The sequence below is a fragment of the Chryseobacterium jejuense genome (assembly GCF_900100075.1).
Classification (GTDB): Bacteria; Bacteroidota; Bacteroidia; order Flavobacteriales; family Weeksellaceae; genus Chryseobacterium; species Chryseobacterium jejuense.
In genome coordinates this window covers 363,767-389,393 of the sequence record NZ_FNEG01000005.1, presented here as the reverse complement: position 1 = coordinate 389,393, position 25,627 = coordinate 363,767, and the positions used below count along the sequence as shown (strand labels likewise).

The 25,627-nt window shown below is 35.8% G+C and carries 23 protein-coding genes; 5 read left to right on the top strand and 18 right to left on the bottom strand.

The genetic code is table 11. The features are described 5' to 3' along the window. The first annotated feature begins 40 nt into the window (after positions 1 to 40). Positions 41 to 1,162 carry a 3,4-dihydroxy-2-butanone-4-phosphate synthase gene (ribB, locus tag BLS98_RS16945; protein ID WP_089737693.1) on the top strand — a complete coding sequence of 374 codons (1,122 nt, stop codon included), beginning with the start codon at positions 41 to 43 and terminating at the stop codon, positions 1,160 to 1,162. 101 nt (positions 1,163 to 1,263) lie between these two features. Further along, a complete protein-coding gene (locus tag BLS98_RS16940; RefSeq protein ID WP_089737692.1) occupies positions 1,264 to 1,845 on the top strand; it encodes a Crp/Fnr family transcriptional regulator in 582 nt (193 codons plus the stop codon). Between the two features lie 108 nt (positions 1,846 to 1,953). Here the strand turns inward: BLS98_RS16940 and fmt are convergent, their stop codons facing one another. From fmt to folK, 6 genes are all read right to left on the bottom strand, one after another. Next, on the bottom strand, positions 1,954 to 2,898 hold the full coding sequence (gene fmt / locus BLS98_RS16935) for a methionyl-tRNA formyltransferase (RefSeq protein ID WP_089737691.1): 945 nt from the start codon (positions 2,896 to 2,898) through the stop codon (positions 1,954 to 1,956). Between the two features lie 142 nt (positions 2,899 to 3,040). Further along, the gene (locus BLS98_RS16930; protein WP_089737690.1) at positions 3,041 to 4,948 is read right to left on the bottom strand and encodes a RecQ family ATP-dependent DNA helicase; all 1,908 of its coding nucleotides are present in this window, start codon (positions 4,946 to 4,948) and stop codon (positions 3,041 to 3,043) included. A 78-nt stretch (positions 4,949 to 5,026) separates the two neighbouring features. Continuing rightward, complete coding sequence (locus BLS98_RS16925) at positions 5,027 to 6,463, bottom strand: OmpA family protein (RefSeq protein WP_089737689.1); 1,437 nt, start codon at positions 6,461 to 6,463, stop codon at positions 5,027 to 5,029. A 211-nt stretch (positions 6,464 to 6,674) separates the two neighbouring features. Further along, complete coding sequence (locus tag BLS98_RS16920; protein ID WP_089737688.1) at positions 6,675 to 8,198, bottom strand: OmpA family protein; 1,524 nt, start codon at positions 8,196 to 8,198, stop codon at positions 6,675 to 6,677. Between the two features lie 42 nt (positions 8,199 to 8,240). Then, a complete protein-coding gene (locus BLS98_RS16915; RefSeq protein ID WP_089737687.1) occupies positions 8,241 to 9,326 on the bottom strand; it encodes a flagellar motor protein MotB in 1,086 nt (361 codons plus the stop codon). Between the two features lie 17 nt (positions 9,327 to 9,343). Next, positions 9,344 to 9,760: a 2-amino-4-hydroxy-6-hydroxymethyldihydropteridine diphosphokinase gene (folK, locus tag BLS98_RS16910; RefSeq protein WP_089737686.1), complete on the bottom strand. Its 417-nt coding sequence runs from the start codon at positions 9,758 to 9,760 to the stop codon at positions 9,344 to 9,346. Between the two features lie 20 nt (positions 9,761 to 9,780). Here folK and sppA point away from each other — a divergent pair, with 20 nt between their 5' ends. Next, positions 9,781 to 11,538 (top strand): signal peptide peptidase SppA, encoded by a 1,758-nt coding sequence (sppA, locus tag BLS98_RS16905; RefSeq protein WP_089737685.1) that lies wholly within the window; start codon positions 9,781 to 9,783, stop codon positions 11,536 to 11,538. Positions 11,539 to 11,609: 71 nt separating this feature from the next. Here sppA and BLS98_RS16900 read toward each other — a convergent pair whose 3' ends face one another. The 6 genes from BLS98_RS16900 to rpmB form a co-directional block, all read right to left on the bottom strand. Then, positions 11,610 to 11,870, bottom strand: a complete 261-nt coding sequence (locus BLS98_RS16900; RefSeq protein WP_089737684.1) for a GlsB/YeaQ/YmgE family stress response membrane protein — start codon at positions 11,868 to 11,870, stop codon at positions 11,610 to 11,612. A gap of 71 nt (positions 11,871 to 11,941) precedes the next feature. Next, positions 11,942 to 12,895 (bottom strand): signal recognition particle-docking protein FtsY, encoded by a 954-nt coding sequence (ftsY, locus tag BLS98_RS16895; RefSeq protein WP_089737683.1) that lies wholly within the window; start codon positions 12,893 to 12,895, stop codon positions 11,942 to 11,944. A gap of 15 nt (positions 12,896 to 12,910) precedes the next feature. Beyond that, complete coding sequence (locus BLS98_RS16890) at positions 12,911 to 13,381, bottom strand: RidA family protein (RefSeq protein WP_089737682.1); 471 nt, start codon at positions 13,379 to 13,381, stop codon at positions 12,911 to 12,913. Positions 13,382 to 13,470: 89 nt separating this feature from the next. Then, complete coding sequence (locus tag BLS98_RS16885; protein WP_065395045.1) at positions 13,471 to 13,620, bottom strand: DUF4295 family protein; 150 nt, start codon at positions 13,618 to 13,620, stop codon at positions 13,471 to 13,473. Between the two features lie 19 nt (positions 13,621 to 13,639). Further along, a complete protein-coding gene (gene rpmG, locus BLS98_RS16880; RefSeq protein ID WP_027373683.1) occupies positions 13,640 to 13,822 on the bottom strand; it encodes a 50S ribosomal protein L33 in 183 nt (60 codons plus the stop codon). A gap of 6 nt (positions 13,823 to 13,828) precedes the next feature. Further along, positions 13,829 to 14,071 (bottom strand): 50S ribosomal protein L28, encoded by a 243-nt coding sequence (gene rpmB, locus BLS98_RS16875; RefSeq protein ID WP_002976757.1) that lies wholly within the window; start codon positions 14,069 to 14,071, stop codon positions 13,829 to 13,831. A 240-nt stretch (positions 14,072 to 14,311) separates the two neighbouring features. Between rpmB and BLS98_RS16870 the strand changes: the two genes are divergently transcribed. Continuing rightward, positions 14,312 to 16,024, top strand: a complete 1,713-nt coding sequence (locus BLS98_RS16870) for a T9SS type A sorting domain-containing protein (RefSeq protein ID WP_228425369.1) — start codon at positions 14,312 to 14,314, stop codon at positions 16,022 to 16,024. A 373-nt stretch (positions 16,025 to 16,397) separates the two neighbouring features. On the opposite strand, the gene lnt is transcribed toward BLS98_RS16870, so the two are convergent. Further along, positions 16,398 to 18,032 carry an apolipoprotein N-acyltransferase gene (gene lnt / locus BLS98_RS16865; RefSeq protein ID WP_089737681.1) on the bottom strand — a complete coding sequence of 545 codons (1,635 nt, stop codon included), beginning with the start codon at positions 18,030 to 18,032 and terminating at the stop codon, positions 16,398 to 16,400. 55 nt (positions 18,033 to 18,087) lie between these two features. On the opposite strand from lnt, the gene BLS98_RS16860 reads away from it, so the two are divergent. Continuing rightward, positions 18,088 to 18,501 (top strand): VanZ family protein, encoded by a 414-nt coding sequence (locus BLS98_RS16860; protein WP_089737680.1) that lies wholly within the window; start codon positions 18,088 to 18,090, stop codon positions 18,499 to 18,501. On the opposite strand, the gene proC is transcribed toward BLS98_RS16860, so the two are convergent. From proC to BLS98_RS16835, 5 genes are all read right to left on the bottom strand, one after another. Beyond that, positions 18,491 to 19,294, bottom strand: a complete 804-nt coding sequence (gene proC / locus BLS98_RS16855; RefSeq protein WP_089737679.1) for a pyrroline-5-carboxylate reductase — start codon at positions 19,292 to 19,294, stop codon at positions 18,491 to 18,493. The genes BLS98_RS16860 and proC overlap by 11 nt on opposite strands. Before the next feature lie 124 nt (positions 19,295 to 19,418). Then, positions 19,419 to 21,368 (bottom strand): hypothetical protein, encoded by a 1,950-nt coding sequence (locus tag BLS98_RS16850; RefSeq protein ID WP_089737678.1) that lies wholly within the window; start codon positions 21,366 to 21,368, stop codon positions 19,419 to 19,421. 308 nt (positions 21,369 to 21,676) lie between these two features. Beyond that, entirely contained in the window at positions 21,677 to 22,825 is a 1,149-nt protein-coding gene (locus BLS98_RS16845) for a cytochrome-c peroxidase (RefSeq protein WP_089737677.1), read from the bottom strand. 2 nt (positions 22,826 to 22,827) lie between these two features. Continuing rightward, complete coding sequence (locus BLS98_RS16840; RefSeq protein ID WP_089737676.1) at positions 22,828 to 24,360, bottom strand: DUF6850 family outer membrane beta-barrel protein; 1,533 nt, start codon at positions 24,358 to 24,360, stop codon at positions 22,828 to 22,830. 21 nt (positions 24,361 to 24,381) lie between these two features. After that, a complete protein-coding gene (locus tag BLS98_RS16835; protein WP_089737675.1) occupies positions 24,382 to 25,623 on the bottom strand; it encodes a DUF4876 domain-containing protein in 1,242 nt (413 codons plus the stop codon). Positions 25,624 to 25,627 lie beyond the last annotated feature (4 nt).

Sequence of the window (25,627 nt, the reverse complement as noted above, 5' to 3'; positions counted from 1 at the left end):
TATTTTTATGAGTATCTTTGCACACAAATAAAAAGTAAAAATGTCTGATATTAAATTAAATACTATTCCGGAGGCTATTGAAGACCTTAGAAATGGGAAAATAATCATAGTAGTAGATGATGAAGACAGAGAGAATGAAGGAGATTTTCTTTGCGCAGCAGAACTAACAACACCAGAAATTATCAACTTCATGGCACTTCACGGAAGAGGGCTTATCTGTATGCCGCTTCCTGAAAAAAGATGTGATGAACTAGGTCTTGAAGTAATGGTAAGCAGAAGCAGTGATCCTAAAGAGACTGCTTTTACCGTATCTGTTGACCTTTTAGGAAACGGAACTTCTACAGGGATTTCTGCAGGAGACAGAGCAAAAACAATTTTAGCTTTGATGGATGAGAAATCCAAACCTACAGACTTCATGAGACCAGGACACATTTTCCCGCTTCGCGCTAGAAAAGGTGGTGTATTGAAAAGAGCAGGACACACTGAAGCTGCCATTGATCTTACGCACTTAGCAGGATTGAAAGAAGGAGGTGTTATCTGTGAAATTATGAACGAAGACGGAACAATGTCCCGTTTACCTGAACTTCATGCATTTGCTCAAAAGCATGATATGAAGATTGTTTCCATTGAAGATTTAATCCACTATCAGCTTAAGAAAGGAAATCTTGTTGAAAGACTGGAAGAGAAGAAAGTGAAAACACACTACGGAGAGTTTGACTTTTATGCATTCAGAGAGACTTCTAACGATCAGATCCACTTTGCATTAACAAAAGGAGCATGGACAGTAGATGAACCTGTTTTGGTAAGAGTACAGTCTTCTGATTCTTATTTTGATGTATTAACAAGATTAAACAATGGTGAAAAACCTTTATTGGAAAAAGTAACCAATATGGTGAACGAAGCGGGGAAAGGTGCAATCATTTTCATCAATAACGTTTCCAATTCTGAAAATACATTAAGAAAACTTCAGCAGTTCCTGAACTATCAGGACGGGCAGGAGCAACATCCTACTTTAGCGTACAACTACAGAGATTATGGTATTGGAACGCAGATTTTAAAGAATTTAGGAATCAATAAGTTTAAAGTAATCACTCAAAACCCTAGCATCAAACCTCAGGTTGGAGGATATGATGTAGAAGTTACTGAGTTGGTACAACTATAATAGTGAAAGGCTTGAAGTGAAATTTTTTCATTTTAAATGACTTTTTGCAAATTGAATTAAAAGGTTTAGGATTTTTCTAAACCTTTTTTTATTTTTAAACCATGACCGAGTCTTTACAAAAACATATCAGGGAGTATGTTGATATTTCAGATGAAAAGCTGGAAAAATATTGTAGTGCCTTTACCCATCGAAAAATAAAGAAGAAAGAAATTTTGTTAGAGGAAGGAAGTATCTGTGATTTTGAAGGATTTGTAGTGAATGGCTGCTTTAAGGTTTTTCATACGGATAGAAATGCTGCTGAACAAATTTTATATTTTGCCATAGAAAACTGGTGGATCTCCGATATAGACAGCTTTATCAACAGAATACCTTCCAAACTTACCATTCAGGCTCTCGAAAACAGTGAAATTCTTTTGATTTCAAAAAAGGATAAAGAACAATTGTATCTGGAAATGCCGGAAGTGGAAAGACTGATGAGACTCAAGTTTCAGAGTTCAATTATTGCATTACAACGTAGAGTTATTGATAACTTAAGCCAATCTTCAGAAGAACGTTATATTGAATTCTTAAAGAAATATCCCCAGATTGCTCATCGTCTTACCAATATTCAGATTGCAGCTTATTTGGGAGTAACTCCGGAGTCTCTGAGCAGAGTTCGTAAGAAAATTGTGAAGAAAGCTTAATGGATAGAGTAGTTTCCTGCTTAAAAAACAGCTTGATAAAAGAAATAAAAAAGTCACAACAAAATATCTGTTGTGACTTTTATTTATGATTACAATTTAGCTGTAAGGTTACAGTGTTATTTCGTCAAAGTTTCTGAAGCCATTAAGGAAATCCTTTACAGTCATTCTTTTTTTACCCTCTAACTGAAGTTCCTGTGGGAAATAAGCTCCATCCTGAGTGTAAATTTTAAACTCATTTTTTGAAATATCCAACGTTCCGGCAGGTTTACCATGGTTAGAAATCTCAAATTTTCCACCAAATATTTTTAATCCTTTTTCTTCTGTTCCAACTTTCAAAGTAGTGAAAGCTGCAGGATAAGGTGACATTCCCAGAATGAACTGGTGGACTGTTTTAGATAATGCTATCCAATTAATTCTAGTGTCTTCTTTAAAGATTTTATAGGCATTTTTTGGATGCTCAACCTGTGGCTGAGGTTTTTCTTCAATAGCATTTTCAGCTAATCCGTCCAATGTTTTGACTACTAATTTAGAGCCCATTTCCATCAGTCTGTCATGAAGACCACCTGCATTTTCATCAGTTAAGATGCCAAGTTCCTCCTGAAGAAGAATATTTCCTTCATCAATTTTTTCATTAATAAAGAAAGTAGTGGCTCCTGTTTTTTCCTCACCATTAATAACTGCGTAGTTGATTGGAGCAGCTCCTCTATAATCAGGAAGAAGAGATGCATGAAGGTTGAAGGTTCCCATTTTCGGCATCTCAAAAAGAATTTTTGGCATCATTCTGAATGCTACCACTACAAAAACATCAGCATCCAGTTTTCTAAGTTCTTCTAAAAATTCAGGGTTTCTTAGTTTTTCAGGTTGAAAAACAGGAATATTATTTTCCGAAGCATATACTTTTACAGGGGACTGGTTGATTTTTTGGCCACGCCCGCTTGCTTTATCTGCAACGGTTACTACACCTACCACCTGATGATGAGATTGATGAATAGCCTCCAAAGAAGTTTTTGCAAACTCAGGAGTACCTAAAAAAACGACTTTCAATGATTTCATACTGCAAAGATAAGTTTTTGATCCGAGAGTCTGAAAGTGTTTAAGTTTGGGGATAGGAGAGTTTTTAGAGATAGGATGAGTAGATAATGATTACATCATAGACTATGTTTATTGTTACTCATTACCCATTGCCAATTACTCATTATCCATGGTTAAGTGCGTACGTTCTGAAATTCAGCATTTTTACTTTTCCGGAATCTAATAGGAAAATTAAGTTTTCCAGAATGCTTTCCTTGGAATGATAACTTAGCTGTACGGAAAGTTCTTCAATGGTAGCTGATTTTTTTGACAATAAATTGATGATTTGCTGGGAAATATTTTTTCCGAAAATAGATTGCTTGTTCTTTTCACATACAGAACAGTGGCCACAGTTTTTAGAATTTTTTTCACCGAAATAAGCCAGAATAAGTTTTATTTTACAATAATCCTTATCCTCTACATAAAATTTCATTTCTTCCCATTTCTGAATCTTGTTTCGCTGAATATGTTCAAAAAGTTTCCAATAAGCACTACTAATAGCTCTTTCATCACGGGGTTTAAGGAATTTAATACTAGATAAAGCTCCATCTATGTATTCAAGATAATTCTTCTGTTGAAGTTCTTTTAAACGTTCTTTAATTAAAGGAACGCTTACTTGAATTTTATTGCTGACCTGTTGTTCACTGAACATTACCTTGTGTGTGGTAATTCCAGACATGGTACGAAGGAGAAGCTCTATGAAATAAGCATCTTTTTGGGGCAGCTGATCTATTTCATCAGATTTAATAGAAAGCTCCAAAGAGGACAGGCTTTTATTCTCATTGTAATAAATGATTTCCTGATTATGCAGAAAGTTGAGAACATTATTGATCTTGGCTTTTGATAATCTTGTGAAATTTTGTATCCCAATTGTATTCAACTGGAATGTTTTCTCAGGTAACTCAAATTCTGCTACCTGAAAAATAGAGTAGAGGTAGCTGATAATCTTTAAAAACTCAGCCTTATTGGGAATCTGGTTTTTGAGGATCTGATCGAAGTTCAGAAGCTCCTGTTTATTCCATAGCATAAATGCAAAACTTTCCTTACCATCTCTTCCTGCTCTTCCTATTTCCTGATAATAATTTTCAAGCGAAGCAGCAGGCGAGTAGTGGAGTACAAAACGTACATTATCCTTGTCAATACCCATTCCAAAGGCATTGGTTGAAATCAGGACCTGATTGTCACTGTTGTTCCAGGTATTTTGCCTTGTATTTTTTTCTTTTGTGGTTAAACCAGCGTGAAAATAATCTACATTTTTCAGTTGATTTTTCTTTAAGAATTCTGAAAGCAGTTCAGCTTCTTTTCGGGTCCTTACATATACAATCCCAGAATCTGTATTGTATTTTAAAATATCCAGAACACGTTGGAATTTATCGGAAACTTCTTCTGTAAAGATTTTGATATTATCCCTTTTAAAACTTTTCTGAAATACAGCAGGATTTCTTAATTCAAGCTTATTCTTGATCTCTTTCAGAACCTTTGGAGTTGCTGTTGCCGTTAATGCCAGACACGGGATTTCAGGATTGTTAGTTCTGAACCCTTTGATATTCTGATAACTTGGACGAAAATCTTGTCCCCATTCAGAAATACAGTGAGCCTCATCTACAGCAATGAATGAAAGTTCAATTTCTTCGATATTCTGAAGAAACTGGGTATTGGTTAATCTTTCCGGAGATATGTAAAGCAGCTTGGTAAGTCCTTCTTTACAACGGTTGTAAATGGTTTCAGCATCATATTCATCTAATTCGGATGACAGGTATTCTGCTTCTATACCGCGGAATTTAAGCTGATTTACCTGATCTTTCATTAAAGCCAGCAATGGCGAAATTACCAGACAGGTTCCTTCTTTCAATAAGGCAGGAAGCTGATAGCATAATGATTTTCCGGCACCTGTAGGAAGCAGCACCAGCGTATCTTTTTCATTGATAACAGCATTGATAATTTCTTCCTGAGAATCTCTGAAGCCGGTGTAGCCCCAGAAATACTTAAGAGTATCATATTTTAGCTTTTGAAAATCCTGTGGAGAAATCATGATGTAAAAATAAGGAAAGTATTAGGACAAAAAAAGCCACGCAATGCGTGACTTTTATATAATAAATTAATAAGTTTATTATTTAGCTTCGAAGTATACTCTTCTGTTGGCTCTGTTTTTCCACTCAGGGCACTTCGTTGCTGGTTCGCACTCAGGATATTTAAGGTCTTTTTCACCTTTACCTACAGCGTTTAATTTACCAGACTGAACTCCGTTTTTGATTAGATAACTCTTAACGTTGTTGGCTCTTCTTTGAGATAATTTTTGGTTGTAAGCATCAGTACCTCTTGTATCAGTAGCACCTACAACATTGTAAGCACCATTTGAAGAATTGATGTAGTTTACAGCGTTATTTAGGATAGGAGTATTTGAAGGTAAAATTCTATCAGAATTTAAGTCAAACTCAATTCCCTCTAATTTAGTTTCTGTTTCTATTACCGGTCCTGTAGTGGTAGTAGGACAACCGTTGTTTTCAACAGGTCCAGGAACTGTTACACACTTATCGTAAAGATCAATAACCCCATCAAGGTCTGTATCAAGAGCAACACCTGCGCCATCCACTCTAGCTCCTGCAGGAGTGTCAAGTTGTCTGTCCCAATCATCACATACTCCGTCGTTATCAGCATCTCCTTTTTTACATACTTCGATATCCTGGTTTTTATTAGCCAAAACATCAAGTTTGTAATAGATTTCCTGAAGCGGGTCATGCCACATTAAGTGAGATTCGTGTTTTCCTAATTTTACAGAAAGACCTAAAGTAGCATTGAAGAAGTTATCAGAAACCTGTTCTGAACGTCTGTTGATATCACTATATGCCATACCTCCACCGTCAAATTCATCATCACCGGTAACAACATACATTAATCTACCTTCCAGATCTATTCTTCTGTTTATTTTGAATTTAAGACCTGCACCAGCCTGCATAAACATTGAACCTAATTGGAAAGGTTTAACTTCAGTGGCTAATGTTTGTCCTTTACTTGTTTTCTGATACGCTCTGTAAGCAATAGTACCGATACCTGCGTATCCGTGAAGAGCCCATCTGTAAGGAGAATGATTGTCAACTCTTCTCAAAAGGTTAGAGAAGTTGATATCTCCTAAAAGGGAGATGGCATCATACTGAGTTCTACCTGCTACTGCACCAGCATCGGGGGCAGCATCTTTAGTATTGAACCATCCTTGTCTGGTTTCACCTCTGTCATATTGTAAATTGATCCCGAATGCATGGGTAATCGCTTTATCAATACTTACATAAGCTGAGTATCCAAAAAGGTTTTTACCATTACCATTTTTGATGGATGTTAAATCTGCTGATTGAAGTAATGGAACTCCAACCCCCGCAGAAATGGACCAGTCATTAAATCTTTTGGATTGATTGGTAAATGGGGAAACGTTGGCAGACCCAGACGAGAACGTATTGGGATACTCTCCTTTTGAAACTGCCGTTGAGTCTTGTGCATAGCTGGCTGTAGGAATCGCCAATGCTAAAGCAGCAATTGCTAAACTTAATTTCATAGTGTTATTTTTTTAGTTAAGTTATTTTAAATGATTTTTTTACGTTAAAAAGTTACTTTTGTGATGTTTTTTTCAAAACAATAATGAAAATATCTTAATGATTCTGCATTTATCGCCCGGAAAATGATATAAAGGTATGTAAAAAAAGTCGTAGTTGAAAAAAAAAAACCGAAAAGAGCAATTCTTTTCGGTTTATGTATTGTATAAGAAATTATTTTTTCTTTTTCTTAGCCGGAGCTTTTTTTACCGGTTTTTTTACAGGAGCATCTTCATAGTCTTTCTTTTTAATAGAATTCCATTCTGAGCTTTCTATAAATCTTACCGTAACTTTTCTGTCTGCTAATCTTTCAGCATCTGAAGCTGAAGCTCGGATTGTAGCTTCTGCAGAACCTACTCCTTTTGATTTCAGCACAGTGTCACTAACACCTCTGTTTTCCAGAGCACCTACTACAGCAGCAGCTCTTTCTTTAGATAATCTTAGGTTGTATGCTGCATTTCCTTTAATATCAGTATGTCCTGTTAGTAAGTAGTTTCCTCCGTTCTCTTTGATAATTGAAGCAGCAAGGTCTAATTTACTATTAGATTCTGGTCTGATGGTAGCTTTGTTAAAATTAAAGTAGATATCCTTAAGGGTTTTTTCTACTTCTACAGCAGTTTGATTATTGTCTTTTTTCACAGGACAACCGTTGTTTTCCACAGGTCCAGGAACTGTTACACACTTATCATAAAGGTCAATAACCCCATCAAGGTCTGTATCAAGAGCAACACCAGCACCATCCACTCTAGCTCCTGCAGGAGTGTCAAGTTGTCTGTCCCAATCATCACATACTCCGTCGTTATCAGCATCTCCTTTTTTACATACTTCAATATCCTGGTTTTTATTAGCCAAAACATCAAGCTTGTAATAGATTTCCTGAAGTGGGTCATGCCACATTAAGTGAGATTCGTGTTTTCCTAGTTTGAAAGAAAGGCCTAAAGTAGCGTTGAAGAAGTTATCAGAAACCTGTTCTGAACGTCTGTTGATATCACTATATGCCATACCTCCACCGTCAAATTCATCATCACCGGTAACAACATACATTAATCTACCTTCCAGATCTATTCTTCTGTTTATTTTGAATTTAAGACCTGCACCAGCCTGCATAAACATTGAACCTAATTGAAAAGGTTTAACTTCAGTGGCTAATGTTTGTCCTTTACTTGTTTTCTGATAAGCTCTGTAAGCAATAGTACCGATACCTGCGTATCCGTGAAGAGCCCATCTGTAAGGAGAATGATTGTCAACTCTTCTCAAAAGGTTAGAGAAGTTGATATCTCCTAAAAGGGAGATGGCATCATACTGAGTTCTACCTGCTACTGCACCAGCATCAGGGGCAGCATCTTTAGTATTGAACCATCCTTGTCTGGTTTCACCTCTGTCATATTGTAAATTGATCCCGAATGCATGGGTAATTGCTTTATCAATACTTACATAAGCTGAGTATCCAAAAAGGTTTTTACCATTACCATTTTTGATAGAAGTTAAATCCGCTGATTGAAGTAGCGGAACTCCAGCTCCTACTGAAATGGACCAATCGTTAAATCTTTTTGACTGATTGGTAAATGGGGAAACGTTGGCAGAACCGGAAGAAAAAGTATTAGGATACTTTCCATCTGTAGCTGCTGATGAATCTTGTGCATAGCTGGCTGTAGGGATTGCCAATGCTAAAGCAACGATTGCTAAACTTAATTTCATCGTGTATTATTTATTTTGATTTTTTGAAAAACAGTTTCTGTATTATTTGATTGGACAACCATTATTTTCAACAGGTCCCGGAACAGTTACGCATTTATCATAAAGGTCGATAACGCCATCAAGATCCATGTCTAAAGCAACACCAGCACCATCTACTCTTGCTCCTGCAGGAGTATCAAGTTGTCTGTCCCAATCGTCACATACTCCGTCATTATCAGCATCTCCTTTTTCACAGACTACAAGATCTGTAGTTGCATTTTCTAAAACGCTGGTTTTATAGTATGCTTCCTGAAGTGGGTCATGCCAAGCTAAATGAGATAGGTGTTTTCCTAATTTGAAAGATACCCCTAAACTTACAGTCCATGCATTATCAGATTTTCTATCATTAAGCATGTTATACTGTGTGTAAGCAGGACCTCCGCCATCAAATTCGTCATCACCACTAATGATGTACATGGTTCTTGCTTCAACATCAATAAGTTTTGAAACATTATATTTAAGTCCTAAACCTCCCTGATAATAAACAGAACCAATACCCAGAGGTTCTCTTACAAATGAAGGAATTCTTTTTGGATTATCATTCCATCGGTTTTCATTATTGTCATGTAATGAAGTTCTGAATGCCTGAAGTCCAATACCCATGTATCCGTGGAAAGCCCATCTGTAAGGAGAATGGTTATCAACTCTTCTTAATAGATTAGAGAAGTTAATGTCTCCCATTAAAGCTAACTGGTCAAATTGGGTTGTTGCTGTAGCAACTCCTGCAGCTGCACCCGCAGCACCAGATAGTTGTCCCGTCTGTTTAGTTTCTCCTTTAGTATAGATTAAGCTTAAACCAAAAGTGTGTGTGATTTGTTTGTCAATACTTACATAAGCATTGTAACCCCAATTGGTTTTATCTTTACGAAGAGATTTAAGGTCAGAGTGAACCATAAATGCTGCACCTCCTCCCACTGAAATAGACCAATCTCTGAAGCGTCTTGCTTTGTTGTCAAAAGGTTGTACGTTAGCGGAGCCTGAAGAGAATGTATTAGGATACTCAGTAGAAGAGTTTACTGTAGTACTGCTGCTTTGTGCGAAAGCAGCAATTGGCAAGGTTGTAGCCAATAATAATAAACCTAATTTCATACAATATGTTTTATGTTTTAAATAAAATCTTTTAATAATATTCTTGAAAAATCCCTTTCAAAAAGATGTTTTTTATGAGGGATTTCTAATCTTTCTGATGTAAAATTTAATTCATTATACTTAATGATATCAATATCTATTACCCTGTCTGTGTAACCACCTGATACTTTTGAATCATTAATTCTTCCCATTTCAACTTCAATTTTTTTAATACAATCAAGCAGTTGAATTGGTGAAAGATGCGTGAATATTATTGCTGCAATATTACAAAAAATATTGGAACTGACAAATTCTACGGGATCTGACATCAAAAATTCGCTTACCTGTGAAATTTGATTTCCGGCATCATTTATTTTCTGTAAAGCGAGTTCTATATTTTTTTTTTGATCTCCAAGGTTACTTCCTAGTAACAAAACTACCTTTTGTTGCGACATATTGGAAAATTGATTGATTTATGAGAAGTTTCTTTAAAAATGTTTTGGCAAATATAGTAGCAATAATCATACTTTGCGCTGTGTTTTTCGTCTTTTTTATTATGATGCTTGTGTTTAGTTCTATGGGAAGCGACAAGTCTGTGGTGGTGAAAAAGAATTCGGTTCTTACGATTAATTTAAAGACGAATATAATAGATAGTCCTACTGAAGAACAAATGGATCTGTTCGGTTTAGGCAGCCAGAATAAAAACGTCCTTCTGTATGATGTACTTGAGGCGATTAATAAAGCTAAAACCGATGATAATATTAAAGGGATCAGTATTGAGACAGATGGCCTGAATGCAGGGCTTACTCAAATTGATGATCTTAGAAATGCTATTGAAGATTTTAAGAAAAGTGGAAAGTTTGTATATGCTTACGGAAACGGAGTTTCTCAATCTGCTTACTATCTGGGATCGGTAGCAGATCAGTATTATCTTCATCCTGCAGGAGGTATAGAATTGAAAGGACTTTCTACAGAGGTTACATTCTTTAAGGATTTTGCAGATAAATATGGTATTGGAATAGAAGTAATCCGTCATGGTAAATTTAAATCTGCGGTAGAGCCTTTCCTAAGAAATGATATTTCTCCTGAAAACAAAGAACAGTTAAGCACTCTGTTAAATGATCTTTGGAAAAATACATCCTATAAAATGGCAGCGTCCAGAAAAATTGATACTGCTCAATTCAGAACAATTGTTGACAGCCTATACGGAATGATACCTGAGCAGGGATTAAAATATAAACTGGCAGATAAGCTTATTCAAAAATCAGAATATGAAGATATCCTTAAAACAAAGTTGAATGTAAAGGATAAAGAAAAACTGAATAAGGTTTCTTTAACTAATTATATAAGCTCTTTCAATGATGATGATAAGTCGGGAGAAAAGGTGGCAATATTATATGCATCAGGATCTATTAACAACGGAGACGAGTATAATGACATTCACTCTGATAAGTATGTGAAATACATTAAAAAGCTTCAGGAAGATGATAAAGTAAAAGCGGTTGTATTGAGAATTAACTCTCCCGGAGGTAGTGCGAATGCTTCTGATGAAATTTTATTTGAATTGCAGCAACTGAAAAAGAAAAAGCCATTGGTGGTATCTTTTGGTGATTATGCAGCCTCTGGTGGTTATTATGTAGCAATGGCTGCGGATAAGATTTATTCTGAGCCTAATACGCTTACCGGTTCTATCGGAGTATTCGGAGTAATGCCTTATTATAAAGATATTGCAAATAAGAATGGTATTCGTGCAGATGTTGTGGCTACCAATGCGAATTCAATGTATTATTCAGGATTAAATGGAGTAACACCGTATGGGGTAAATATGATGACGAGAAGTGTAGAAGGTACTTATAAAAGATTTGTACATTTTGTTACCCAAAACAGAAAGAAAACATTTGAGCAGATTGATAATGTAGGTGGTGGTAGAGTATGGAGTGGTGTTCGTGCCAAAGAAATTGGTTTGGTAGACGAACTGGGAACACTTAATGATGCAGTGAAATTTGCAGCTCAGAAAGCAGGAGTGAAGTCTTACTATGTAGAAGCTTATCCTAAGAAAATGACTCCATTTGAGCAGATCTTTAAAGATCTTAACGAAGAGGATATTTCTGCAAGAATTATCAAAAATAAAATAGGGAAGTCCAACTATGAAATCTTACAGCAGATTACAGACAAGAAATTACAGTCTGAAGTAAAAATGGAAATGCCTTACCAGATTAGAATCAACAACTAACTAAATTATATTGTACGAAAATCCCGGATCTAAATTTTAGATCCGGGATTTTATTTTTTATCAACGTTACATTAGCTTTTCTTCGTGGCCATTCCGTAAATCCAGAGAATAATTAAAGCTCCTCCAATGGCAAGAATCCAGCTTCTTGGATTCCAGAATGAGGTAACATCTCCCCAATGTAGAACGTAAACTCCTATAGCCCCTCCTATAAATGCTCCTAGAATTCCAAGGATAATGGTAATTAACCAACCTCCTCCCTGAGTTCCTGGCATGATCATTTTAGCGATAGCACCTGCAATAAGACCGAATAAGATCCATGTTATAATTCCCATAGTTGCAAATTTTTTAATGATTAATATTTAAAATTGATTTGTTTCTAATATAAGGGAAAACATGATATAAATCATCTTTTCTTGAAGAATGAGTCTACAAATTCCGTACCATTGAAAAGTTGCAGATCCTGCATTTTTTCACCTACCCCTATATATTTCACCGGAATTTGGAACTGATCTGAAATGCCAATTACAACACCTCCTTTTGCTGTTCCGTCTAGTTTTGTTACGGCCAAAGCATTCACTTCTGTTGCAGCAGTAAACTGTTTAGCTTGTTCAAATGCATTTTGTCCTGTAGAACCGTCAAGTACCAATAAGATTTCATGAGGAGCATCAGGAATTACCTTTTGCATCACTCTTTTAATCTTAGAAAGTTCGTTCATCAGGTTGATTTTGTTATGAAGTCTTCCTGCAGTATCAATGATAACAACGTCTGCATTTTGAGCTACAGCACTTTGTACGGTGTCAAAAGCTACAGAGGCAGGATCGGACCCCATTTCCTGTTTTACGATAGGAACGCCCACTCTTTCACTCCAGATAACAAGCTGGTCAACTGCAGCAGCTCTGAAGGTATCCGCAGCTCCAAGAACCACTTTCTTACCTTCTGATTTGAACTGGTGAGCTAGTTTTCCAATAGTTGTTGTTTTTCCAACCCCATTTACCCCAACTACCATAATAACGTAAGGTTTTTTTGAAGTATCGATATTTCCTGTTCCTGCATGAGGGTTTTCAAGCAATAATCCTGAAATTTCCTCACGAAGAATACTATCCAGTTCGTTTACCCCAACATATTTGTCGCGGGCAACACGCTCTTCAATTCTTTCTATGATTTTGATGGTAGTGGAAGCGCCTACGTCAGATGCAATCAGTACTTCTTCCAGATCATCCAGAACTTCATCATCTACTTTGCTTTTACCGACTACGGCCTTCGTCATCTTTTCAAAGAATCCCTGGCTGGATTTTTCTAATCCTTTATCCAGAGTTTCTTTTTCTTCCTTTTTGAAAATATTTTTAAACCAACTCATAGTTTTAGTTTATTCTTATCTTTTGTTTTTAATTACTGCTGTGGCTTCCACTTCTATCAGTACATCATTCCTGAATAGTTTACTCACCTCTATAAGGCTGCTTACAGGAGGATTCTGAAGATTGATATATTCATCCCTGACTTTTCTGAAATCCGGGGTTTTTGATATATCTGTGATGAAGATTCCGAGCTTGACAATGTCTTTGCCTGTACCTCCATACTCCTTCAGAATATTTTCAACGTTTTTAAAAATCTGATGCGTCTGTTCTTCTACATCTTTTCCCACCAGGTTTCCCTTCGAATCTAAAGGAACCTGACCAGATAATAGAATCATTCTGGAAGTACCGCAATCAATGCTTACTGATTGTGATAATCCAGGGATGCTGAAAACTTTTGGTGAACTTTTGTATTCTATGGGATCCATTGTTTTCTGGCTGAATGAAAATTGAAAAATAACTGTACCTATTAGAACAAGAATCTTCTTCATATTTCACTGATTAATAATCTGGTGAACAAAGATAACAAAAAAACTACCCAAAATATGAGTAGTTTTTTATATTGTAATTAAAGTATTGATTATTTTTTCAAAAAACCATCTACTTCATCAGCATTCATTACTTTTTCTTCGAAAACGTAAGCTCCTGATTTAGAAGACTTCACCATTTTCACCACTTTAGTCATTTTTTTTGACCCGGTTTGTAGGGTTGCTACTACTTTCTTTGCCATTGTAAATTATATTTATAAATTACTTGATTTCTTTGTGAAGGGTAGATCTCTTAAGAACAGGATTGTATTTTTTCAATTCCAATCTCTCTGTAGTGTTCTTTTTATTTTTTGTAGAAATGTATCTAGACATTCCTGGCATACCGCTTTCTTTGTGCTCTGTACATTCAAGGATTACTTGAACTCTGTTTCCTTTTTTTGCCATGATTTATTAATTCTTTTTAATCAATCCGTTTCTAGTAGCTCTTTCAATAGCTTCTTCGATTCCAATCTTGTTAATCACTCTCAATCCATGAGCTGATACTTTCAGTGTAACGTGCTTATCTTGCTCTGGAAGGTAAAACTTCTTCTCTAATAAGTTAATTTCAAAACGACGCTTCGTTTTGTTATTAGCGTGAGAAACGTTGTTACCAACCATTGCACGCTTTCCTGTTATTTGGCAAATTCTTGACATATCTCGATGTTCTTATTTGTATAATATTTGAGAGTGCAAAATAACGAAGAATTTTTTAGATAGACAAATCTTTTGGAAAATATTTGTAAATAAGTAACTGATTATAAATATTGATTTTTTAAAATATCCGAATTTCCGGGATATAGCGGGAAATCAGTGCTGATATATTTCATGCAGGCTTTTTTCCAAAGAGAAAAATTAATATTCTATCTTTGTTTTTAATTAATCTAAATAAAAATTATGAAGAAGATTTATATTTTATTGTCTATGCTGCCTGTTGGTTTATGTGCTCAAAATTTTACAGAGATACAGACCGGAATGAATAATTTTTATTTCTCAGCGGCAGATATTGCTGATGTAGATAATAACGGGACCCTGGATATTGTAGTTAATGGTGCCATAGATTCGGATGGAGACGGAAGTCCTGATGCTACCTATAACGAAGTATACAGGAATAACGGAACAACTTTACAGCCCTATACCGATCTGGGCGGAGATGTAACCCATTTGGGAGATATAAGATTTATCGATTTTAATAATGATGGTTTGATGGATATCATTTCCACCGGATTAAGTTATATGGATATTGTCAACTATAAGCATTATCGATTTAAAAATACAGGAGTTGGCTTTGTAAGAGAAGATGAACTTCCCGGAAAAATATATGGCTCACTGGAAGTCTTTGATTTTAATCATGACGGAAAGCAGGACTATGCCATCAATGGAACTCAGTTTGCCCATGGAGGAGGTTTTAGAAATACTGTAGACTTTTATCAAAATACAGGACCAGGTTTTACTATGACTGAAAACTGGGTTGACGGAACTCAAAACGGAAGCTTTAAAGTAGTAGATCTTAATAACGATCATCTTCTGGATCTAGTTATTATAGGTTCTGATATAAATGGAGATCCGGTATCCAAAGTGTATATCAATAAAAATGGGACATTGGTTCATACACAAGCTCTGGACTCTCTCATATCAGGAAAGCTGGAAGTGGCAGATTTTAATGCAGACGGCTTCCAGGATATTGTAGTAATGGGTAAGGATGCTAATGACGATCCTTATCTTGCGGTTCTGATGAATGATGGAACAGGAAACTTGGTCGTTCAGCAGATGCCATCAGAAATCTCTGATGCGTCCATAAGTGTAGGAGATTTAAATAATGATGGATATTATGATTTTATTGTTTCCGGTGATGTAAATTATAATGCAGTGGTGAAAACTTATTTATACAATACATCCACTCAGAAATTTACGGAAGGAACAACTACAGGTTTACACAGCCTGGGAGGTCCGGGAATGATACAATTGTTTGATTTTAATAATGATAATCATCTGGATGTTTTATTAGGTGGATTTGATTGGGCTAACCCGGACATTCCATCTTTAACGAAGGTTTTTAAAAATAATTCTACAGACCAGAATGCAAAACCAACAGCCCCAACCCATTTGAACATGACTAAAAACGGAAACCGATTTAATTTCACATGGAGTGGTGCTACAGATGATAAAACTCCAGCCAATGCATTACGTTATGAAATTAAAGTAGGATCTACACCAAACTCTCAGGATATTGCCAAGTATATTGTAACTACGCCTTCTTGGTTCCTGGATCTTGATCCATCCATTCAGAATGTATATTGGAGTGTGAGATCAATTGATGCTTCAAAAGTATATTCTGAAGCTTCTACACAAGGGTCGTTATCAACCAGAGAGAATACAGTCAATCACGAAAAAGAACTTGTGATTTATCCAAATCCAACTTCTGATAAAGTATATATCAAAGGAGAGAAGGTTTCAGAAGCTGAAATCTATTCAATGGAAGGTAGAAAGCTGAATGTAACGTTAAAAGCAGATCAATCTATTGATGTTTCTCATCTTCCTAAAGGAGTATATCTATTAAAACTGAAGATAAAGAACGAAATAACCACCAAAAAACTTAGTATTAAGTAACTTCACTGAATCATTTATTCTATCTTGAGAGAAGTCAGACGTCCAGCTGGCTTCTCTTTTTTTTGTTCTGAAAATCTGTTGTTAGTATTATAGAATATATTCTCGCAGATTTTACAGATTATGCAGATGTTTGTGGTTATTTGGGGAATACTAGTGTTGTTACTAGCTTAATCAGCAAGAGTTTTTATTTCCTACAGATCTCACGGATTTACACAGATGTTTGTGGTTATTTGTGTGAAGATTAGTGTTATTTGTGTTAAAAAAAAATCTGCGTCATCAGCTCAATCAGCGAGAGTTTAATAGCTCTCAGATCTTGCAGATAACGCAGATTATATTGTATGAGTATAAGATCAGTGTGGCTAATGCTTAAACACTATGCTTTCTTTGTTTTCGCCTGAAACCATTTAATCAGGTAATAAAATAATAAAAATCCTAAAGCGAATATTGAAAATCTCGAAAGAAGATCTCCTGCTCTTGAATAGAATGTCATTCCTTCATAAAGGTTGATTTTCGAGAATAATGCAGTTTGATCTCCATAGAAAGTATCCGCAACAATTTCCCCTTTAGCATTAATGTGTGCTGAAATTCCACTGTTAGCAGCACGGGCAATTTCTCTTCTGGTTTCAATAGCTCTTAATTTTGCGTAAGATAAAAGCTGTTTGTGTCCTTCTGTAACACCCCACCAGGAGTCATTGGTCATAATACCCAAAAAGTTGGCTCCTTTTTTCACATAATCTGTGACAAACTCACCATAAATACTTTCGTAACAGATAATCGGGGCCATTTTTCCTTTGTTGTAAGGATTGGAAAAGGCCATTCTTTCCTTATCTGTACCTAAAGAAGCAACAGTTCCACCCAAATTCAACATGGCATCTCCTAAAATAGGTTTTAAAACGTTCATATAAGGGAAGATCTCAACCCCAGGAACCAGTTTTCCTTTGTGATAAATCTGAGTTTTTTGTTGTGGAGCCAGTTGAATAGCGGTGTTGTAACTTGCTCCCCAAACTCCTTGATTAACTTCATACGCTTCTTTTGGTAAGGTTTTAGGATCAAAAAATAAACGATGGGAAGAGATTCCTGTTGCAAAAACAGATCCTGGGTGCTTAGATAAGAAATCCTTTACATTATTTAAAAGTAAGCTCTTCTCAATCCCAGTTTCAGAAATGGAACCTCTGCCGGGTAGAGCCGTTTCCGGAGCAATATAGTAATCTATTTTTGTTGTTGAATTTTTTTCAGCCAAAGCCAAAAGATCCTGCTCAATGGTTAAGCTGTCTTTAGAATATTTTTCAGCATAAGGATCAAGATCAGGCTGCAGCATCAGTACATTAACCTGTCCGGATGGTTTTTCATTAAAACTGTTGTACTTGATGATAGAAATAATCATCGGAATAGCAATTAAAGCAGCTATAATAGATGAATTTCTAATCAAGTCTTTTTTCTTTCTTCCTGCTTCCCATGTTCTTACCGTATAGAAAATAAGAACGTTGGTTAATAAGATCCAGAAGCTTCCGCCGGTTGCACCTAAGGTATCATACCACTGAATCAGTTTTGGATAATCTGAAAATACGTTTCCCAAATTCAGCCATGGCCAGGTAAGTTCCCATCCTAAGTGAAATTTTTCAAAACTCATCCAGATCGCAATAAAGAATCCTAATCCCCAATAGGTTCCCTGGGCATTTTTATACCAATGATAGCATTGGAAAACCAAAGAATATAAAAGGGAATTAACAAGCACCGGGAATACAACTGCCATCATAGAATGGCTTCCGTCCGGGTTTTTAGAGCCATACAGCCATCCTGTAGTGACAATATTCCAAATGATAAAACAAAGATAGGATAGTCCGAAGATGATCCAGCCTTTTCTTTTATAGTTAGAAAATTTTGAAATTCCATGTTCCATCATCAGAAGAGGAACGAGGGCGAAAAATATAAAAAAAGGGACTCCATAAGTAGGCCAAGAGACCGACAGCAGCATTGCTGAAATAAGTGTTAGTAGAACGTATTTCATTAAATTATTTTAATATACAAATTTAATGTTTTTGAAATGAATATATTAGCATCCGATGTTAAAGAAATTATATAAAATTGTTATTGTTCCTTATACTCTATTTTTGCTTTACCTGATGTTTCTCGGAATGGGCAGATTTCAGTATGATGATAACCTTATTACAGTAGAACCGGTATTTTCCACCATTAAATTTATTCAGGGTGCGAAGTCATGGCAGGATATTGTTACTATTGTGGTTGGAAATATTATCATGTTTGTTCCCTTTGGTTTTCTGGGATGGATTTTTCCAAAACTGTCAGATCTGAAAGCTTTACTATTTACTTTCATACCAGCCATTACCATTGTAGAAGGACTTCAGTATTTTACAAGGATGGGAATATTTGAGGTAGATGATATCCTCCTGAATACAGTTGGGGTGTATTTAGGATGGTTATGTTGCAGATGTATTGAAAAAAGATTTATCTATTAAGTTCTTTTGCCCTCTTCTCGGCATTTAAAATTCCCTCTTTTAAAATTTCTTTAAAACTATTTTCTTCAAAGGTTTTCAAAGCTGCTTCTGTTGTTCCGCCTTTGGAAGCAACGTCTTTAATAAGCTCCTCAAGGTTCTTTTCAGAATTATTAATGAGATGATAAGCTCCCAGCATAGTTTGCTTTACAAACAGTTTGGATAGGTTTTCTTCAATTCCCATTTCTACTCCTGCTTTAATCATAGCATCAATAATATAGTAGAAATAAGCAGGTCCGCTTCCGGAAAGAGCGGTAACGCCATCCAAAAGATTTTCATCTTCCAAGTAAACAGATCTTCCGGTACTATTTAGTAGTCTTTCAATATTGATAAGCTGGCTGAAAGAAATCCCATCTGCTGCAGTATAGCCGGTAATTCCCATTCCCAGAAGGGTAGGAGAATTAGGCATTGCTCTTACAACCAGTGGATGGTTCAGTGATTTTTGAATTTTCTCAATATTTATTCCGGCCATAATGGAGAGAACCATCTGGTTTTCTTTTAAAATAAATTTGAAGTTCTGAGCAACCGTTTGGAAATCCTGTGGTTTTACGGCAATAATAATCAGATCGGCATCCAGTTCTGTGACTTCTTCAAAGGTGGAAATTTTTGATTTGGGAAATTCTTCCGCTATTTTGGAGATTTTTGTCTGGCTTCGGGTAATCAGGTGAAGGTTTTCCGGCTTAATCAGTTCGTATTTCAAAAATGATTTTGAAAATGATAATCCCATATTTCCGGCTCCTAAAATAGCTATTTTCATATCACGTGTTTTTTATGAATATTGTTACGCTAAAATATCGTTTTTTTATTAGAAAACAGAATGTTTTTCAATGAAAAAGCAGCTGTTTCCGACAGCTGCTTTATGATGATTGTATAGATTGTATTTATTTTTTAATAACTTTTCCTGTCTGTACAGAACCGTCATTAAATACAACTTTGTAAATATATATTCCAGGGAGATACTGTGCTGGAAATGTACAGATCTGTGTAGTATTATGATCTTTAAGATCTGTCTGCATTACTTTTACAGGCTGCCCACCCGATACATTGACAAGATAGATATCGGCTTTTGTACCATTGTAATTTTTAAAGTTGAAATAAATATCATTATTATTTGTTGCTGCAGTTACTGCTTTCTTATTGTCAACTTTATCTGATAAGAAAGCTTTTGAGGTCTTTTTTCCTTGAATAATGCCATCGTCGGGAGAGAATATTAAAGTATTGGATTTATTCCATACACCATCAGAAATTGCATATCTGGTATAGTGATATTCGCTGCTTGTTAATGGGATGCTGTTTTCATATTCTGACATTTTTGTATCTGTAGCAGAAGATACTCCCCAAAAAATAAACTCTCCTATTGAATCATCAGGATGAAGATCTACGGCCCATATATAAGAATAATCTCCTGTGCCTCCTGTAGGAATTGTACCTAAGATATGGTCTGTGTTTGATGGATCAAAAGATATTGTATTATTTTCAATCGGTGGTTGTTCTGAAACCACAAATGTTATAATATTACTTTCACTGTCCGGAAGGTATTGAGACTGTATGTATCTTTTATATTGTATAGTTTGTGTTAGCGGAGTATTGATGATATAGATTGCATTTGTTGCTCCGGGAATGTTTGTCCAGTTTCCGCCTTCAGTTTTACTCTGCCATTGAATAGAAATTGGATATCCTGTAGCACTTTTCAAATTTGCAGGAAGTTGTGTAGCCAGTCTGGAGAATTTAGGGACTTTACCATTCTGAACTTTTTCACTTCCTATATTGTAATTATTATATCCTTCTGCTGCAATTAAGTTACCAAGTATTTTTAATTCATCAATTTTGATTTCATTGCTGTAGTTTTGGGGAACAGCATTTGATCTTGCAATACGTCTGAAAAACTTTGCTGAAGATAATTCAGGGATTTGATAGTTACTGTTTTGAGCACCAGATATATCATCCCAGTTATATACGCCATCTGTACTTTCCTGCCATTGATAGGTGTAGGAATTGGTGCCACCTATCGGGGTGCTTCCCACAAGAGTTCTTGTTATATTGGTACCATTGTCGGTTACACTTTGAACAATATTATTTTCACTAATGTTTATTCTAACATCTACCTCATTGCTGTAACTTGTTTCCAACCCTTGTTTTGTTGGCTCTACGGCACGTCTTAATTTGTAATTGTATCTGTTTTCAGAAGCAGGTGGAGTATAGTCTCTTGTGTTAACGGTTCCGTAATTGAGATTATACCAATTTCCGCCTGGATTTTTTCTTTGCCAATAATACGTGTAACCTCCAAATGGTATTTTGGGCTCACTACCTGTAATCGTTGGGGCGGGTTTTTGATAATCCGTGAGCACTACACCAGATATTGTATTGTTTGAAATGGCGGGTTGTACAAAATTGATAGGGAAAGCTTTCGATTGAACATTTGTAAATCCATAGCTATAGACCATGAATAGTTTTCCTGAATTATTAGATTCAATGAGTGCTGAAGTATTAGGGATAACTGCAGTGTATTCGAATGTTTCCCCTGTTCCGGAAATAAAAGGGAATAGTCGACTGTCCACAAAGATTTGATAGGGTGTTCCAGCAGCCATTTTAGCGAACAATTTGACGTTGAGGCCAGTTTGTTCATAACTCGGTGTATTTTTGGAGATACTATACGTTACTTTAATAAGTGTATTTATTTCTCCTTTATTAAGAGTGATTGTAGAAGAATTGGTGTAGGTGTTACCGTTTATTTCAATCTTTTGTATACGGACTTCATCTTGAGCATGCATAAAGGATGCCTGTAGTAAAACTATTACAAAAAAGAATAGTTTTAATAATTTGTAGTTCATTGGGTTTGAATTTTTATGATCATTAGGAGACAGTAGATTTTCTGCTGCCTATAATATCATGCAAAATTCATAATAATGGATAGAAAGACTGTTACATTATTTTGATGTTAATTCACCAATAAAGCTTATAAAAATGTAATTATTTTTATTTAGAATAAATATATTTTATAGTAATGAGAATTCAAAAACGATGATATTATGAGAAAGTAATTCATAATGTTTTTCTATTGTAATAGCAATGATAGAATTTTGAAATCTAATAAAAAAAGCCTGGGATAACCCCAGACTTTTGCATTTGTTTAAACCATTTATTCCACAGGAAATTCCGGTCTTCTCATTTTATATTTTGTTCCGGAAAGAGCTTCCAGAAAAGAAATCAAAGCCTGTTTCTCTTCTTTGGTGAGTTTTAAAGGCTTTAATAGTGGATCTGTTACCGGATACAATGGATCTTTCAGTTTGGTTTCAGCAGATGGATCTATCATGTGCATTCCGCTGTTGTACATATTGACAACGCCCTCCAGATCACCGAATAATCCATTATGCATCCATGGTTGGGTAAGCATCAGATCTCTTAGCTGTGGTGTTTTGAATTTTCCTACATCTTCCGCTTTCTGGGTGATGGTATATAGCCCCAGATCTTCATATTTTCTTTTATAGTAGGTTAATCCAATATTATGGAAAGATTCGTCTGTAAGATATTGCCCGCTATGGCAGTTCATGCAGCGGGCTTTTGTTCTGAAAACATGCATTCCATAGATTTCCTCATCAGATAAAGCATTGTATTTCCCCTCCAGAAATTTATCAAAACGGCTGGGTTGGCTTTTAATGGTTTTTTGAAAATCGGCTATTGCTTTTACAATTCTGTCATAGGTAACTTTCTCATCACCATAAGCATTTTTGAAAAGAGGTTTATATCCCTTCAATGCCTGGATTTTTGCAGGTAATGTTTTTACATCCATTGCCATCTCATGATGGGCTCCCAATGGACCGGCTGCTTGTTCTTCAAGGGTTTTTGCCCTTCCGTCCCAGAAGAATAAATTTCTTTCTGCAATATTATAAAGAGATATTGTATTTCTGTTTCCCTGAAGATGATTATTTCCTAATGCAACGTGTCTTCGGTCTGACCAGCCCATTTCAGGGTCATGGCATGAACTGCATGAGATCTGATTAGACTGGGATAATTTGGGGTCAAAGAATAACATTTTCCCCAGGATAACGTTAGGCTTGTCCTGTTCTGTAAAATAGGCAGAATCTGTTTTAATAGGGGAGAACTCCTGCCATTTCACTCCATAGTCAATATTGGGTTTAGGCCATTCTGAGATGGCTTTTTTATAACTTTTAACAATATCTTCAATGGTGGGATCCTGAAGGTCCAGTAAATCCTGATTTACTTTTGGTGTAAAGCTTAATAAGGCCATAGTAACTCCTCCTAATCCCCAATATATTAGTTTTTTCATTCTTAAAACGTTATCCCAATGCTTGCACCAGTAAAATTATTATTTTTTTTCTGAATTTTCTGTGATTGATACTGTACTTCTACAAAGAAAGCAGGAAGTTTTTTCAGCTTAAAATCATATCGTGCAGAGGTTCCGAAAGTTGTTATATCACTAGTCTGGAAAATATGATCTTCAAGAAGCCAGGCATCTACAGTGGAATATCCAGAAGGTATTAATGCATTTACAGTTTTTCCTACCGTTCTTTTGGAGAAATAAGGTTGTAAAGTAAGGGTTTGATTTTCTTTGATCTGCTGCTTATAATCTGCATTGATCCCAAAATAAGAATACGTAAACTTTTGCCCGGCAGAAGGGTATAGTCTCATTTCTTTGATTTCTTCGTAGGCGAAAAATGGAGTTGCCGTAATAGAAAAGGTTTCCTGATTATACTGGTAAAATCCTTTTACAGCCGTGGTGTAATCTTCCTTACGATAAGATTTCCTTTTATAGATCTGTTGTAAACTTGCCATATTCAGTGAGTATCCATTTTCATAACCTGTTTTTACAGAAGAGGTGAAGCTGGCTAAAAATCCGAACCTGTTTTTCTCATTGCTATTGAAAAATTTAGCTCCTTCTACCTCAAATGTTTTATTTTCAAGATCGGAAAGATCATAAAATAAGTTGGAAGATGGGCTATTGACATAACTTTTAATATTATTAGATTTTCCTAAAACAGCCTGAAGGTAAAAATCTTTTCCTTGTTTGTTCATGATCTGTAAACCTCCTTTATAGGCAAATTCTTCAAAAGTAACATTGGGATTGGCACTTCCGTTAAAAAGATAATTTGAAAATCCAAAGCCGGTCATCTGATATACAAAAGGTCTTCCCAACAAACTTTGGAAAGTAAGAGAACTGTTTTGAGTATATTTACTGAATTCTCCCAATACACCTACTTCATATTCCCTGAATATTCTGTAGTTCACTCCTGCTTTGATATTGAGATCGGAAGTTGTACTTTTCAGTCGTGGATCCTTAGCACGAAATCCCATTTGAGCAATATAGCTTATCTGAGCGGCAATACTCCATTTGTTCCAATTCTGTAAATATCCTCCGGTAAACTGATAACGCTCCATATTTAGCTTCCCCCCTGCGGAGTCTACAGTGGTATAAGGAGCTACACGATCATAATCCAATGATTCATTCCATCTTACAAGTCCTGTTTTCAGGTTCTGATAGCTTGCGCTTCCCCAAACGTAGCGGTTGGATTTTAGCTTTTGAAATGATTGGGTCTTAACAGTTAAACCTTTGTCTCCATTTCCCAATTGTTGACGGTAAACTTTTTTATCATGGTTATGATATCCAACACTGAATTCTGAAAATGAATCAGGGCTGTACCCAGACATTGAAGCCGGATTGTTGTAAAGATTATTTCTAAAACTTCTTTCCGTATCATATTGGGTGTTGATTGTCTTAAAAAGACCGAGACTGTCCTGTGCTTTCACGCAAAGAAAACACAGGTTGGTCAGTAACAGAAAGAAAGTTGTTTTTTTATTGAGCATAATGCATTGAAAAGAGTAATATTATTTTGGATGAACAATACCATTTTTTAAACTTGCTTCAGAATCTCTGACGAAATCATTGGAAGAGTTGTTGGTATCCATATACAGGTTGCTATTTACTCCCATTGTACCAATTATCTTACGTCTTACGGATTTTCCGAAACGGTTCGGGTCACTGTCTATCGTACCGGCAGAAGTCCATCCTGCATCAATACTAGGTGAAGTTAATAAATGGACAAACTTTGTTGGAACACTATTGTTAACTCCATCTATAATCCATGAATTTGGAATTGAATAAGCATTTCTTTTCATAACAGTTCCTGCTGAAGAGATATAACTGTAGTCATATTTGTGCTTTTGCAGGAAGGTGTCTTTTGTCTCACCAGTTGGGAAACGGGCAATCACAAAGCTTTCAAATCCTCTGTTATGAATAGTGAACATATTATTTGCAGCGGTATAAGCTAAATCTGCATTGGGTACAGCCGGATTATCCACCTGTCCCAATGCCGGAACTGATGAAGGGAATTCAAAGTCAGCATTATGTAGATCGAAGGCTGTACTTGTCTGTGCTTTGTGATTGATGGCATTATCTGCCACTACAATAAAGTCACCCGGCTTTACAGGATATTTTTTAGTTTTTCCTTCCGGATCGGTAGGCAGGACTAGAACTCCTTTTACCGGAAAATACTGGTTAACGTCGTATGGAGTAGGGTTATCATCTTCGGTGGTCATAAACCTGGAATTGGCAATAATCAGATTATCCGCATACAGAACCTTGTTTGTATTGTTTACAATTTTAAAATAACGGCTTGAATTATAATTTTTGCCATCCGTAGTTTTTATTCCTGTAAAAAATATTTCTTCAATGATAAAGTCTTCATGAAAGGTTTTGAAGAATAAAGGAATCGTAACATTATTGGCTAAAGTGACGATATCAGCATTCGCCGTTCCTGCAACATCAATGATTTCAAGCTTATTGTTAACTACCTTACCGTTCACTGTAATTTTATAAGAACCATGAGGCAGTTCTATGGAAACAACATTTGCTTTTTCACTTCTTTTTCTGGTAATGGCTCCGGTATTTACTTCTATAGCTTCAATATCTAGTGTTTCATAAATGGAAATGTTTTCACCGCTAAAAGCTAGGGTAAGTACCCCATTTTGTGTGGTCTGTACTCCGAATTCATCACTAGTACATGAGGTTACTGTAAATGCAGTTCCTATCATGGCTACAAAACCTAATAGTAGAAATCTTTTTTTCATGTTA

What these genes read in the sequence shown, in the direction of transcription:
- BLS98_RS16885 (WP_065395045.1), bottom strand. Translation starts at nt 13,620, where the DNA reads ATGGCAAAGAAAGTAGTAGCAACCCTACAAACCGGGTCAAAAAAAATG.
- BLS98_RS16850 (WP_089737678.1), bottom strand. Translation starts at nt 21,368, where the DNA reads ATGAACTACAAATTATTAAAACTATTCTTTTTTGTAATAGTTTTACTA.
- BLS98_RS16940 (WP_089737692.1), top strand. Translation starts at nt 1,264, where the DNA reads ATGACCGAGTCTTTACAAAAACATATCAGGGAGTATGTTGATATTTCA.
- rpmG (WP_027373683.1), bottom strand. Translation starts at nt 13,822, where the DNA reads ATGGCAAAAAAAGGAAACAGAGTTCAAGTAATCCTTGAATGTACAGAG.
- BLS98_RS16890 (WP_089737682.1), bottom strand. Translation starts at nt 13,381, where the DNA reads ATGAAGAAGATTCTTGTTCTAATAGGTACAGTTATTTTTCAATTTTCA.
- rpmB (WP_002976757.1), bottom strand. Translation starts at nt 14,071, where the DNA reads ATGTCAAGAATTTGCCAAATAACAGGAAAGCGTGCAATGGTTGGTAAC.
- lnt (WP_089737681.1), bottom strand. Translation starts at nt 18,032, where the DNA reads ATGAAATACGTTCTACTAACACTTATTTCAGCAATGCTGCTGTCGGTC.
- BLS98_RS16870 (WP_228425369.1), top strand. Translation starts at nt 14,312, where the DNA reads ATGAAGAAGATTTATATTTTATTGTCTATGCTGCCTGTTGGTTTATGT.
- BLS98_RS16845 (WP_089737677.1), bottom strand. Translation starts at nt 22,825, where the DNA reads ATGAAAAAACTAATATATTGGGGATTAGGAGGAGTTACTATGGCCTTA.
- BLS98_RS16925 (WP_089737689.1), bottom strand. Translation starts at nt 6,463, where the DNA reads ATGAAATTAAGTTTAGCAATTGCTGCTTTAGCATTGGCGATTCCTACA.
- ftsY (WP_089737683.1), bottom strand. Translation starts at nt 12,895, where the DNA reads ATGAGTTGGTTTAAAAATATTTTCAAAAAGGAAGAAAAAGAAACTCTG.
- BLS98_RS16900 (WP_089737684.1), bottom strand. Translation starts at nt 11,870, where the DNA reads ATGGGAATTATAACATGGATCTTATTCGGTCTTATTGCAGGTGCTATC.
- sppA (WP_089737685.1), top strand. Translation starts at nt 9,781, where the DNA reads ATGAGAAGTTTCTTTAAAAATGTTTTGGCAAATATAGTAGCAATAATC.
- folK (WP_089737686.1), bottom strand. Translation starts at nt 9,760, where the DNA reads ATGTCGCAACAAAAGGTAGTTTTGTTACTAGGAAGTAACCTTGGAGAT.
- ribB (WP_089737693.1), top strand. Translation starts at nt 41, where the DNA reads ATGTCTGATATTAAATTAAATACTATTCCGGAGGCTATTGAAGACCTT.
- BLS98_RS16840 (WP_089737676.1), bottom strand. Translation starts at nt 24,360, where the DNA reads ATGCTCAATAAAAAAACAACTTTCTTTCTGTTACTGACCAACCTGTGT.
- proC (WP_089737679.1), bottom strand. Translation starts at nt 19,294, where the DNA reads ATGAAAATAGCTATTTTAGGAGCCGGAAATATGGGATTATCATTTTCA.
- fmt (WP_089737691.1), bottom strand. Translation starts at nt 2,898, where the DNA reads ATGAAATCATTGAAAGTCGTTTTTTTAGGTACTCCTGAGTTTGCAAAA.
- BLS98_RS16915 (WP_089737687.1), bottom strand. Translation starts at nt 9,326, where the DNA reads ATGAAATTAGGTTTATTATTATTGGCTACAACCTTGCCAATTGCTGCT.
- BLS98_RS16835 (WP_089737675.1), bottom strand. Translation starts at nt 25,623, where the DNA reads ATGAAAAAAAGATTTCTACTATTAGGTTTTGTAGCCATGATAGGAACT.
- BLS98_RS16920 (WP_089737688.1), bottom strand. Translation starts at nt 8,198, where the DNA reads ATGAAATTAAGTTTAGCAATCGTTGCTTTAGCATTGGCAATCCCTACA.
- BLS98_RS16860 (WP_089737680.1), top strand. Translation starts at nt 18,088, where the DNA reads ATGTTAAAGAAATTATATAAAATTGTTATTGTTCCTTATACTCTATTT.
- BLS98_RS16930 (WP_089737690.1), bottom strand. Translation starts at nt 4,948, where the DNA reads ATGATTTCTCCACAGGATTTTCAAAAGCTAAAATATGATACTCTTAAG.